Annotated in this window: 12 protein-coding genes; 8 read left to right on the top strand and 4 right to left on the bottom strand. The window is 70.2% G+C overall.

Annotated features, from left to right (window positions below; translation table 11 throughout):
* The first annotated feature begins 2 nt into the window (after positions 1-2).
* From A5771_RS19300 to A5771_RS19320, 5 genes are all read left to right on the top strand, one after another.
* Entirely contained in the window at positions 3-593 is a 591-nt protein-coding gene (locus A5771_RS19300) for a TlpA disulfide reductase family protein (RefSeq protein ID WP_064856803.1), read from the top strand.
* Positions 590-1,366 (top strand): cytochrome c biogenesis CcdA family protein, encoded by a 777-nt coding sequence (locus A5771_RS19305; protein WP_064856804.1) that lies wholly within the window; start codon positions 590-592, stop codon positions 1,364-1,366. The genes A5771_RS19300 and A5771_RS19305 overlap by 4 nt, the downstream gene beginning before the upstream one ends.
* Positions 1,366-3,006: a cytochrome c biogenesis protein ResB gene (gene resB, locus A5771_RS19310; protein ID WP_207545480.1), complete on the top strand. Its 1,641-nt coding sequence runs from the start codon at positions 1,366-1,368 to the stop codon at positions 3,004-3,006. The genes A5771_RS19305 and resB overlap by 1 nt, the downstream gene beginning before the upstream one ends.
* Entirely contained in the window at positions 3,007-3,984 is a 978-nt protein-coding gene (gene ccsB / locus A5771_RS19315; protein ID WP_064856806.1) for a c-type cytochrome biogenesis protein CcsB, read from the top strand. It abuts the gene before it with no gap.
* Positions 3,985-4,077: 93 nt separating this feature from the next.
* Complete coding sequence (locus A5771_RS19320; protein ID WP_064856807.1) at positions 4,078-5,409, top strand: MinD/ParA family ATP-binding protein; 1,332 nt, start codon at positions 4,078-4,080, stop codon at positions 5,407-5,409.
* Positions 5,410-5,425: 16 nt separating this feature from the next.
* Here the strand turns inward: A5771_RS19320 and A5771_RS22820 are convergent, their stop codons facing one another.
* A complete protein-coding gene (locus A5771_RS22820) occupies positions 5,426-5,575 on the bottom strand; it encodes a hypothetical protein (protein WP_109401214.1) in 150 nt (49 codons plus the stop codon).
* Between the two features lie 97 nt (positions 5,576-5,672).
* On the opposite strand from A5771_RS22820, the gene A5771_RS19325 reads away from it, so the two are divergent.
* On the top strand, positions 5,673-5,948 hold the full coding sequence (locus A5771_RS19325) for a DUF4229 domain-containing protein (RefSeq protein WP_064856808.1): 276 nt from the start codon (positions 5,673-5,675) through the stop codon (positions 5,946-5,948).
* Positions 5,949-6,012: 64 nt separating this feature from the next.
* Here the strand turns inward: A5771_RS19325 and A5771_RS19330 are convergent, their stop codons facing one another.
* Positions 6,013-6,894 (bottom strand): 1,4-dihydroxy-2-naphthoate polyprenyltransferase, encoded by an 882-nt coding sequence (locus tag A5771_RS19330; RefSeq protein WP_064856809.1) that lies wholly within the window; start codon positions 6,892-6,894, stop codon positions 6,013-6,015.
* 33 nt (positions 6,895-6,927) lie between these two features.
* On the opposite strand from A5771_RS19330, the gene A5771_RS19335 reads away from it, so the two are divergent.
* On the top strand, positions 6,928-7,704 hold the full coding sequence (locus A5771_RS19335; protein ID WP_064856810.1) for an S-methyl-5'-thioadenosine phosphorylase: 777 nt from the start codon (positions 6,928-6,930) through the stop codon (positions 7,702-7,704).
* Between the two features lie 4 nt (positions 7,705-7,708).
* Here the strand turns inward: A5771_RS19335 and A5771_RS19340 are convergent, their stop codons facing one another.
* Together A5771_RS19340 and A5771_RS19345 are read right to left on the bottom strand one after the other, a co-directional pair.
* A complete protein-coding gene (locus A5771_RS19340) occupies positions 7,709-8,419 on the bottom strand; it encodes a cutinase family protein (protein WP_064856934.1) in 711 nt (236 codons plus the stop codon).
* 138 nt (positions 8,420-8,557) lie between these two features.
* Positions 8,558-10,009: a hypothetical protein gene (locus A5771_RS19345; RefSeq protein WP_082947332.1), complete on the bottom strand. Its 1,452-nt coding sequence runs from the start codon at positions 10,007-10,009 to the stop codon at positions 8,558-8,560.
* Positions 10,010-10,130: 121 nt separating this feature from the next.
* On the opposite strand from A5771_RS19345, the gene A5771_RS23625 reads away from it, so the two are divergent.
* The gene (locus A5771_RS23625; RefSeq protein WP_064856812.1) at positions 10,131-12,068 is read left to right on the top strand and encodes a hypothetical protein; all 1,938 of its coding nucleotides are present in this window, start codon (positions 10,131-10,133) and stop codon (positions 12,066-12,068) included.
* Positions 12,069-12,081 lie beyond the last annotated feature (13 nt).

Consider the following 12,081-nt stretch of genomic DNA (forward strand, 5'->3'; position numbering starts at 1 on the left):
CGATGCGGGCGGTGCTGATCGCCGGGGCTTTAGCGGCCGCCCTGGTCTCGGGTTGCTCGGTCGGCGACGACGCGGTGACCCACGGCGGCACCTTCGAGTTCGTCTCACCCGGCGGCAAGACCGACATCTTCTACGACCCGCCGGAGGCGCGCGGCAAGCCCGGCCCGATCTCCGGGCCCGACCTGATGGACGCGCAGCGCACCATCGGCGTCGATGACTTCGCCGGCAAGGTCGTCGTGATCAACGTCTGGGGACAGTGGTGCGGGCCGTGCCGCACCGAAATCAGCCAGCTGCAACAGGTCTACGACGACACCCGCGCCGGCGGGGTGGCGTTTCTCGGCATCGACGTCCGCGATCCCGAGCCGCAGGCGTCCCGCGACTTCATCAAAGACCGCAAGGTGACCTACCCGTCGATCTATGACCCGGCGATGCGCACCATGATCGCCTTCGGCGGCCGGTATCCGTCGTCGGTCATCCCGGCGACCATGGTGCTCGACCGGCAGCACCGGGTGGCCGCGGTGTTCCTGCGTGAGGTGCTCGCCGAAGACCTGCAGCCGGTGCTACAGCGGCTGACCGCCGAGGCGCCGCAGTGAGCAGCCTCACCGCCACCGCCACCACCGGCCCGCTGCTGCTGGCCGTCGCGGTGTCGGCGCTGGCCGGGCTGGTGTCGTTCGCCTCGCCATGCGTGGTGCCGCTGGTGCCGGGCTACCTGTCGTATCTGGCGGCGGTGGTCGGCATTGATGAACGGCTGGAGGGCGCACTCAGGCCGCCGCCGTCGGCGAGGTGGCGGGTGGCGGGGTCGGCGGCGCTGTTCGTGGCCGGATTCACCGCGGTGTTCCTGCTGGGCTCGGTCGCCGTGCTGGGCATGACCACCACCTTGATCCGCAATCAGGTGCTGCTGGAGCGGGTCGGCGGCGCGCTGACGATCGTGATGGGCTTGGTGTTCATCGGCTTCGTCCCGGCGTTGCAGCGCTCACTCCGATTCACCCCGCAACGACTGTCGACGGTGCTGGGGGCGCCACTGCTGGGCGCGGTGTTCGCGCTGGGCTGGACCCCGTGCCTGGGGCCGACGCTGACCGGGGTGATCGCGGTCGCCTCGGCCACCGACGGCGCCGGCGTGGCCCGCGGGGTGGTGCTGGTAATCGCCTACTGCCTGGGATTGGGCATTCCGTTCGTGGCGCTGGCGTTCGGTTCGGCCAGTGCGGTGGCCGGGCTGGGCTGGCTGCGCCGGCACACCCGGGCCATTCAGATCGCCGGCGGGGTGCTGCTGATCGCGGTCGGGTTGGCGTTGATCACCGGCGCGTGGAGCCACTTCGTGGCCGCGGTGCGCGACGGGCTGGTCTCCGACGTCAGGCTGCCGATCTGATGGTCACTTCTACCCCACCGCAACCCACCACTCCTCCGCGAGCAGACGCGAATGCCCCCAAAACGGGTGGCTTTAAGGGGCTTTCACGTCTGCTCGCGAGGCTCACCGCCAGGCTGCGCAACACCTGGCGGGCGCTGACGTCGATGGGCACCGCGCTGGTGCTGCTGTTCCTGCTCGCGCTGGCGGCGATCCCCGGGGCACTGCTGCCGCAACGCAACCTCAACGCCGCCAAAGTCGACGAGTACCTGGCGCTGCACCCGGTGCTCGGGCCGTGGCTGAACCGGCTGGAAGCGTTCGACGTCTTCTCCAGTTTCTGGTTCACCGCCATCTACGTGCTGCTGTGCATCTCGCTGATCGGCTGCCTGACCCCGCGGACCCTCGAGCACCTGCGCAATCTGCGTGCCAGCCCGGTCGCCGCGCCGCGCAATCTGGCCCGGCTGCCCAAACACGCCGAGACGCAACTCGCCGGCGATGCCGACGAACTCGGCGCCCAGCTGGCCGGGCGCCTGCGCGGCTGGCGGCGCACCACCCGCTCCGAGGGCGGCGTCGTCGAAGTCTCGGCGGAGAAAGGCTATCTGCGCGAATTCGGCAACCTGGTCTTTCATTTCGCGCTGCTGGGTCTGCTGGCCTCCGTCGCGGTCGGCCGGCTGTTCGGCTACGAGGGCAACGTGATGGTCATCGCCGACGGCGGGCCCGGGTTCTGCTCGGCATCGCCGGCCGCGTTCGACTCGTTCCGCGCCGGCACCACCGTCGACGGCACCCGACTGCACCCGATGTGCATCCGGGTCAACGACTTCGAGGCCAACTACCTGGTCTCCGGGCTGGCCACCTCGTTCACCGCGCACATCGACTACCAGGTGGGTGAGGACCTGCGCGCCGACCGGTGGCGCCCCTACCTGCTGGAGGTCAACCATCCGCTGCGGGTGGGCGGCGTCCGGGCCTACCTGCAGGGACACGGCTACGCGCCCACCTTCACGGTGATCTTCCCGGACGGGCAGACCCGCACCCAGACCGTGCAGTTCCGCCCGGACGACCCGCTGACCCTGCTGTCGTCGGGTGCGGTGCGCATCGACCCACCGGCCGGCACCTATCCCGACGCCCGCGAGCGCCGCAAGCACCAGATCGGGATCCAGGGCCTGTTCGCGCCCACCGCGGAGCTCGATGACGGGCTGCTGTCGTCGGCGTTCCCGGCGCTGCGCGACCCGGCGGTGGCGGTCGACGTCTACCGCGGTGACACCGGCCTGGACACCGGCCGCCCGCAGGGACTGTTCACGCTGGATTCCCGGCTGATCCACCAGGGCCGGATGACCAAGGTGGCCCGCTCCAACCTCAAGCCCGGCGAAGAGATCCGGCTCGACGACGGCACCCGGGTCCGCTTCGACGGCGCCGTGCCGTTCATCAACATCCAGGTGTCGCACGATCCGGCCGCGGTGTGGGTGCTGGTGTTCGCGATGACGATGATGGCCGGACTGGTGGTGTCGCTGGCGGTGCGCCGGCGCCGGATCTGGATCCGGATTTCTCCCGCCGGGCAGGCCGGTACGGTGAACGTCGAGCTGGGCGGGCTGGCCCGCACCGACAACTCCGGCTGGGGCGACGAATTCGAGCGGCTGACCGCCCGGCTGTTCGGCAAGGAGAGCTAGATGAACACCACCCATATCGACGTCGGACTGGCGCGCTACTCCGACTGGGCGTTCACTTCGGCGCTGATCGTCCTGGTCATCGCGCTGCTGCTGCTGGCCGTCGAACTCGCCTCCAGCCGCGGCCGCACCCCCGCCGAGGCCGAGCTGGTGGCCGCCGGAGGCGTTCGGGCCGACAGCGCCACCCCCGGGGTGGTGGCGCCCGCGGCGCGGCGGCCGTTCGGGGAGCGGGTGGGCCGCGCCGGGCTGGCCCTGGTCTACCTGGGCATCGCGTTGCTGCTGGCCTGCATCGTGTTCCGCGGCGCGGCCACCCTGCGCCCGCCGTGGGGCAACATGTACGAGTTCATCAACCTGACCTGCTTCTCTGGGCTGGTGGCCGCCGCTGTCGCGCTGCGCCGTCCGCAACACCGCAGCCTGTGGGTGTTCGTGCTGCTGCCGGTGCTGATTCTGCTGACGGTCTCGGAGCGCTGGCTTTATGCCACCGCCGCCCCGGTGATGCCGGCGCTGCAGTCCTACTGGCTGCCGATCCACGTCTCGGTGGTCAGCATCGGCTCGGGGGTGTTCCTGGTGGCAGGTGTGGCCAGCATGCTGTTTTTGGTGCGGTGCTCACGGTTGAGCGATCCCGAGACCCCGGGTGCGCTGGCCCGGATGGCCCGCCGGTTGCCGGACGCGCAAACCCTGGACCGCATCGCCTACCGGACTACGATTTTCGCCTTCCCGGTGTTCGGCTTCGGCGTGATCTTCGGCGCAATCTGGGCCGAAGGTGCGTGGGGCCGCTACTGGGGCTGGGACCCCAAGGAGACGGTGTCGTTCGTCGCCTGGATCATCTACGCCGCCTACCTGCATGCCAGGTCGACGGCCGGGTGGCGCGACTACAAGGCGGCCTGGATCAACGTCGCGGGGTTCGTGGCGATGATCTTCAACCTGTTTTTCGTCAATCTGGTGACCGTGGGCCTGCACTCCTATGCCGGAGTCGGCTAACGCTGCTGACAGATACGCTTAAAGGGCCTGCGCTACCCTGCGCTTACAGACGTCCACCGACTCGACCCAACCACCGTGATGGGGGAGATATCAGTGTCTGACCATGCACCGGGTGATGCCACCCAGGGCAATGACGTAACCGATCATCCGACCACCCAGTTCCGGCCGTATCAGCAGGGCGCCGGGGCCGACGAGGCGGGCAACCCGGACACCGGGGAGTTCAACCGGCAGTCGGACGGCACAGAGGGCGGCGACACCCGGTCTTTCGGCGGGTTCCGCACCGAACGCCGGTTCTCCGAGCCGCTGGGCCCGTGGCCGGCGCCCGCCGAGACCCAGACCCACCAGCAGCAGCAGTGGAACCCCGGCCCGGCGACCTGGGTCCCGCAGCCGATGGAGAACCCGGCGCCGGTCTACTACGGCGGCAGCCCGGGTAACGCCCCCGGCGGCGGCAGCGCTCCCTATCGCCCCGCGGAGCCCATCGCACCCTTTTCGGATTTGTCCACCACGTCACTGCTGCGGCAGGTCAAGCCGCCGCCCACGTCCGGCTGGCGCCGGCTGCTCTACGTGCTGTCCGGCCAGCTGATCAACGTCGGGGAGAGCCCGCGCACCGCCCGCTACAACGATCTGGTGGTGCAGGTCAACCGGCCACTGCAGGGCTGTCACCGGATCGCGGTGCTCTCCCTGAAGGGCGGCGTCGGCAAGACCACCATCACCGCGACGCTGGGGGCCACCTTCGCATCCATCCGCGGCGACCGAGTGGTCGCCGTGGACGCCAACCCCGACCGGGGCACGCTGAGCCAGAAGGTGCCGATGGAGACCCCGGCGACGGTGCGTCACCTGCTGCGCGACGCTGACGGCATTCAGCGCTACAGCGACGTCCGCAGCTACACCAACCAGGGACCCAGCCGGCTCGAGGTGCTGGCCTCGGAGAGCGACCCGGCGGTGTCGGAGGCGTTCAGCGCCGAGGACTACGCCCGCACGCTGCAGGTGCTGGAGCGGTTTTACAGTCTGGTCCTGACCGACTGCGGCACCGGCCTGATGCACTCGGCCATGTCGGCGGTGCTGGCCAAGGCCGACACCATGATCGTGGTGAGCTCCGGTTCGGTCGACGGCGCCCGCAGTGCCTCGGCGACGCTGGACTGGCTGGACGCGCACGGCCACGAGGATCTGGTGCGCAATTCGATCGCGGTCATCAACGCGGTGCGCCCGCGAGGGGGCAAGGTCGACATGCAGAAGGTGGTCGACCACTTCTCCCGGCGGTGTCGCGCGGTGCGACTAATCCCGTTCGACCCGCACCTGGAGGAGGGCGCCGAGATCGATCTCATGCGTCTGAAGCGGGACACCCGCGAGGCGCTCGTCGAGCTGGCGGCCATCGTCGCCGAGGCCTTCCCGGGCGACGACCGGTTCAACCAGCACTTCGTCTAGAGCCGGGGTTGGCGTCCTACGGCTGGTTGTCGCCGTGGCTGAGCCGCCACAGGAAGTCCGGGTCGTCGTCCGGCCCGATGACGCGCGTCTTCGGCCGCGCGCGGCTGGCGCGCAGACCAAGGTAGATCAGTGTCCCTAGGGTCAGGACGAGGAGCAGGTAGAGCACTCGCGACACCTCCTGGCGCCGAATATACCGTGAGTGCCGCCGGAGTCCCCCAGACCCGACAGTAGGCTTGGTGAGCGTGACAGCGGGTCGAGGCCGGATGGGCCGTGCGGTAGTCGATGTGATGGTGTACACGGCGGCGCGCCTGGCGCTGGTAGCGGTGCTGAGCGTGGTGATCTACGGGCTGGGGCGGCTGATCGGGCTCAGTGACTTCCCGCCGGTGGTCGCGGTGCTCTTGGCGCTGATCATCGCGCTGCCGTTGGGCATCTGGATCTTCACTCCGCTGCGCCGGCGGGCCACCGCCAGCCTGGCTGAGGCCGGCGAGCAGCGCCGGCGAGACCGCGAGCAGTTGCAGGCCCGGCTGCGCGGCGAGTGACCTTCCCCGTTGACTCTGCGCTCACCAGGCCGTCGACTCGCACTTTTGCCTGGTACACGCAGAGTCAACGCGGGACGGACAGCGCCACCGCCTCCGCGATCGCCCACACCAGCATCGTCAGCCCGGTGTCGCGCAGCACCGGAATCAGCGCCACGCCGCCCTGACCCGAGCGCACCGGTGCCATCGCCCGCAGTGCCAGCGGGGTGGCGATGAACCCGGCCGCGCACCACGGGGTGGCCCGCATCAACGCCAGCGTCAGCACCGCGGCCAGCGCCAGCAGGAGCTGAAACAACACCCGGGTACGGGCGTCGCCGAGCCGCACCGCCAGGGTGATCTTGCCCGCCGGTTTGTCGGTGGCGATATCGCGCAGATTGTTGGCCACCAGCACCGCCGAGGACAGCGACCCGACACCGACGGCCAGAGCCGCCCCGACCCAGTCCACCCGCAGCGCCTGGGTGTACTGGGTGCCCAGTACCGCCACCAGGCCGAAGAACACGAACACCGCGATCTCACCGAGGCCGGCGTAGCCGTACGGGCGCGAGCCGCCGGTGTAGAGCCACGCCCCGGCGATGCAGGCCGCGCCGACGGCCAGCAGCCACGGGGCGCTGACCAGCGCCAGCGCCAAACCGGCCAGCGCGCCCACCGACAGCGCGGTGATCGCCGCGGCCAGCACCGCGCGCGGGGTGGCCAGCCGTGAGCCCACCAGCCGCAACGGGCCGGTCCGGTCGTCGTCGGTGCCGCGGATGCCATCGGAGTAGTCGTTGGCGAAGTTCACCCCGATGATCAACGCGACCGCGACGGTCAACGCCAGCAGCGCCTTCCACCACACCGCAGCGTCCAGCCAGGCCGCCGCGCCGGTTCCGGCGATCACCGGGGCGATCGCGTTGGGCAGGGTGCGGGGCCGGGCGCCTTCGATCCACTGTGCAAAGCTGGCCTTTTGCGACATGGGCACGATCCTTGCACGCGGGAGGAGCACGAGTTGCTGGGCGTGATCGGCGGTAGTGGCTTCTATTCGTTCTTCGGCGACGACGCGCGCCGGGTACCCTGCGACACCCCCTACGGCAAGCCCAGCGCGGAGATCACCGTCGGCACCGTCGGCGGTCACGAGGTTGCGTTCCTGCCCCGCCACGGCGAACGACACGAGTACTCCGCGCACACCGTGCCCTACCGGGCGAACCTGTGGGCGCTGCGCGCGCTGGGGGTGCGGCGGATCCTGGCCCCGTGCGCGGTCGGCAGCCTGACACCTGAGCTGCCGCCCGGCTCGGTGGTGGTGCCTGATCAACTGGTGGACCGCACCTGGGGCCGTGCCGACACCTACTTCGACGACGGGGGCGTGCACGTCGAATTCGCTGACCCGTACTGCCCGACGCTGCGGACCGCGATGGTCGGCCTGCCCGATGTCGTCGACGGCGCCACCATGGTGGTGATCCAGGGGCCGCGGTTCTCCACCCGCGCCGAAAGCCAATGGTTCGCCGCCGCGGGTTTCCGCCTGATCAACATGACCGGGTATCCCGAGGCGGTGCTGGCTCGCGAGCTGGAAATATGTTACGCCGCAATAGCGTTGGTGACCGACCTGGACGCCGGTGTCGACGTCGGCAGTGGCGTGAAGGCCGTCGACGTGTTCGCCGAATTCCAGAAGAACATCGAACCGTTCAAAAAGCTGGTGCACCAAGGCATCGAGCGGGTCGACGAAGAGCGCAGCTGCACGCACTGCCTGGCGCACGAGGGCATCGAGTTGCCGTTCGAGCTGCCCTAGCGGCTCAGAGGTGGGCGGCCGCGAAGTCGGCGCCCTGCTCCGTCATCCCGTTGGCGCCGTACGTCGCGTGCGCAAAGGGCGGCCCGCCGGCCGGGGCGCCGTTGCAGATGGTGTCGCCGTCGGCGCACAGCTGCAAGGTCTTGGGCTCATACAGCGGGCCGATCCGGACCGGCGGTGCACCGTTGGGCGCCAAGAACTCCGCCGAGGGCGTGCCGAACAAGACGACCGCGGCCACGTGCTTGGCCACCGACGCCGGCATCGGCTGCGGGACGTAGGCGCGGTAGTCGGCGGGCACTTCCTTGGGGATCTCGGCCGAGGTGGTGTAGCCGGCCAGCGCCGCGCCCTGCGAGAAGCCGCCGAGCACGATCCGGGTGTTGGGGCAGTTCGCGGCGGTGCCCTCGATGTGGGTGGCGGCGTCCCGGATCCCGTCGACGACGGTGCGGGCGAACTCGACGCCGCCGCCGAAGTCGCTGCTGGCGGCATAGTTGACCGGATACACCTCCAGCGATCGCTCACCGACCCGGCCGCGTAGCGCGTCGACGAAGGCTTGGCCGAAGCCCCCGACGCCGGGCGGCTCGCCGGTGCCGCGCGCGAACACCACCTCCACGTCCGGACACGGCTGCGCCGAGACCGACGCGACGCCCGGGGACACCAGTGCGGCGCCGCTCATCACCAGCACGGCGACCAGATACCTGGCGAGCGGACGTGCTTTCATCGCGATCAATGCAGTGACGTACATCGTGACCCTCATTCGTATCTTCCTCCCCGACCCGGGCTGATTCCCGGGTCCCTGCATGTGCAGGAGCTAAAGCGGAGTGACGGCTACCCGGCCTCGGTGTTCGATAAACGCCCCCTATGCCGACGTCCCGGCGCCGGTCGGATGGTCGGCTCCCCGGTAGATCTTCGGGCCGCCGGTGGCTGCGGGCGCCGTCGAGTTCTCCGACCGGAAGATCTGCGGTGCGCCGTGGCCACCGGGTTTGGGGCGGTCGTCGGCGGGCAGGGCCAGGCGGCCGGCGATGATCGCGACGGCCAGGGCGCACAGCGCCAGCCCGCACAGCACCACATCGAAGGTGCTGGTGATCTGCTGGGCGAGCCCGTTGCCGTAGACGGGGTTCGCCAAGGCCTCGGCCCGCTGCCGGTCCGGCAGCCGCGGCGCCAGCCCGATGCCCACCACGAGGCGGGCGATCGTGAACCCGAACAAGACCGCGGCCACCGACCACAGCGCGGCCGCCGGAAGCGTCCGATTGCCCAGGTTGATCCGCAGCCAGATCGCGACCACCGCGGTCACCACGTCGAAAGATGCCATCGCCGCGCTGTCGTAGGGCGAACGCGGCAGATCCAGAGCGGCCGCGACCGCGAGGTCGTTGATGCGCATCAACGCCGACCCCAGGCACCAGACGATGATGAGCAGCAACATATTACGGGTCGCGGCCAGCCAGGTCGTCGCGGAGACGTCGCGCACCGCGGCCACCGCGAAGATCGCGGCCGCGGCCACCCACACCAGATAGCCCTCGAACCCGACGCCGGCGGTGGAGGTGTTCTGCGCGATACCGTGAAAGCCGTCGATGATCCGGCCCACGGGCAGCGCCCACACCAGTACGCCGGCAAGCAGGGTGGCGCCGCCGAGCATGACCACACCGAGCTGGGATGCCTTGTCGTGCCGCAGAATCCAGCGCGATGCGGTAAGCACTGCGATCCAGGCGACCAGCCCGTACACCAGAGCGGTCACGATGATTCCGACGTGCTGCGCACCGAAGTCACCCGCCGAGTGCGAGCCGGGCAGGGCGTAGCGCACCCGCCAGTACAGGTTGAACAGCACGCTCAAGGCAGCGCTGGCGATCGCGGCTGAGCCCAGGGCACGGGCCCCGCGTTTCCAGAATCGGACCGGCCCGGCCAGCACCGGCTGCCCGGCGAGCAGCGCGCCGGTGACCCCCAGCCACGCACCGGGACCCACACCGCCGGGCGGCTTCGCGCTGCCGCCGTATTGGATGGTCTGCACCACGTCGGCGACCACTACACCGAGTACCAGCAACAGATACGGCGCACTGAGCACCCGGCGCAGCCGTCCGGCCAAAGCAGGGTTGGGATGCGCGCCCAGCAGCGCCCCGGGCCCGACATAGGTCACGGCGACCGACCCCAGCGCGAGCACCGTTGCGGCGGCCAGCACCGCCAGCAACCGGGTGTCGCTGCCGGGGATTCCGGCCCCGAAGTACAGGCTCCAGGGCAACGCCGGCGCGACGCAGAGCAGCACCACTGCGGTCGCGTCACGGCCGATGTTCCAGCGCCTGGTCGACTCGGCGATCACCTGCTCACCATAACCGCGCGCCGGCCGGGCACCGCTGATCAGCGAAGATCGGCGCCGCTGCGCTGTCGGTTCGCGCGGCTAAACTGGCTGATCGAAGTGTTGGGCGGAAGGAGTCGCGCAGATGGATGTCGCGCTGGGCGTCTCGGTCACCGGCGCGCTGGCCCGCCTGGCGCTGGTGGAATCGGATGCCTACGGCGACGCCGTGCTTGACGAGTCGATGCTCGATCTGACCCAGGATCCGGTCGGCACGCTGGCCGAGACGGTGACCGGAACCTACCGGATGTTGGCCGACGAAGGCCATCGGCTGGCCGCCACGCGGCTGTGCTGGCCGGATCCGGAATTGCTGGCCGATCTTCGCCGGGCCCTCGACCAAGCTGGAGTCGAGAACGTCTCCGAGCAGTCCCATGCGCGCTCGGCAGTGGCGTTGGCGCGCAACGTTTCGGGCGAGGACGGTGAGACGTCCATGCTGCCGTCCCCCGGCGGGGAGGCGACGATGGCCGCCCCGGCGGCGACGGTGGCCGAGCCGACGATGGCGGCGGCCGCGCTGCCCGACCTCGACGCGGCGGACGCAGCGGCCACCGCCGCGGTAGCGCCGGTGGACAGCGCCGAGCCCGAACAGCAGCTGGCGTACTCCCTCACCGACGACGACTCCGAGTTGCTGCCGGTGGAGTACGCCGAAGACGACTACGACTACCACGACGACGCCGAGACCACCGCGGTCGACGAGTTCGACGTCGCGCCGCCACCGGTGGGTCGCGCACTTCTGGTGGGCAGCACGGTCGGCGGCATCCTGGTGGCCGGGTGCGCCGCCCTGGCGGTGGCGGTCACGATCGGTATCCGCCCGACCGCGGCGGCCACCCAGGTGCAGCCACCGGTGGTGGCGGAACCGCTGCCGCCCCAACCGGTGCCGGGCAACTTCCTGCCCGCGCTGCCGGCCCCGAAACCGGTGTCGGCGCCTGCTCCGCAAGTTCAGATTCCTCATCCCATTGTGGCGCCGGTGGTTCCGGCGCCCCCGGCTGCGGTTGCTCCGCCGCCGGTCGTTGCTCCGGTGCTACCGCCTGTCGCGCCCTCGGCGCCGGCGGTGATCCCGTTCCCGATTCCGATCCCGATCATCCCCGGACCCATTGACGGCGGCGGTGGTGGGCTGGGCGGCTCCGGCGGCAGCGGTGGTGGGCTGGGCGGCTGGGACGGCAGCGGTGGTGGGGGAGGCGCTGGCTCCGGTGGAGGCCACACCGGCAGCAGCCATCCCGGCGGAGATAACAGCTCCGGTGGCGACGCCGGTTCCGGCGGCAGTGGTTCTGGCGGTAGCGGCTCGGGTGGTAGCGGGTCCAGCGGTAGCGGCTCGGGTGGTAGCGGGTCCAGCGGTAGCGGGTCGGGTGGCACAGGTACGGATGAAAGCCATTCCGGTGGCAGCGATTCGGGCGGCAGTGGTTCAGGTGATTCGGGCAGCAGTGGCTCCGGCGGCAGTGGTTCTGGCGGAAGCCATTCCGGCAGTACCGGCTCCGGTGAGGATGAGGGGAGCACCGGCAGCTCCGGTAATAGCCCGGGCGGGTCGGGCAGTAACCCAGGCGGGTCGGACGACAGCGACACGGGCGGACAGTCCGGCGGGTCCGGTGGTACATCCAGCGGGTCGGGTAGCTCGGGGTCGGGTAGTGAGTCGGGCGGGTCTGGGAGCAGCGGATCCAGCAGTGGCAGCTCCGGTAGCGATTCAAGTAGCTCCGGCAGTGGCGGGTCCGGCAGTAGCGGTGCGGGCAGTGACTCGAGCGGGTCCGGCAGCAGCGGGTCCGGCAGCAGCGGGTCGAGCAGCAGCGGTTCCGGGAGTAGCTCCGGGGGTTCCGATAGCAGCGGTTCCAGTGGTGGCTCAAGCAGTGGTTCCAGTGGTGACTCGAGTAGTGGTACGAGCAGCGGTTCCAGTAGTGGTTCCAGTGGTGGCTCGAGTGGTGGTTCGAGTAGTGGTTCCAGTGGTGGCTCCAGCGGTGGTTCCAGCGGTGGCTCGAGTGGTGCTTCCGGCGGTGGCTCGAGTGGCGGTTCCGGCGGTGGCTCGAGCGGTGGCGACTGACGTCACGCAGCAG

It is taken from the genome of Mycolicibacter sinensis (assembly GCF_001667375.1).
Classification (GTDB): domain Bacteria; phylum Actinomycetota; class Actinomycetes; order Mycobacteriales; family Mycobacteriaceae; genus Mycobacterium; species Mycobacterium sinense_A.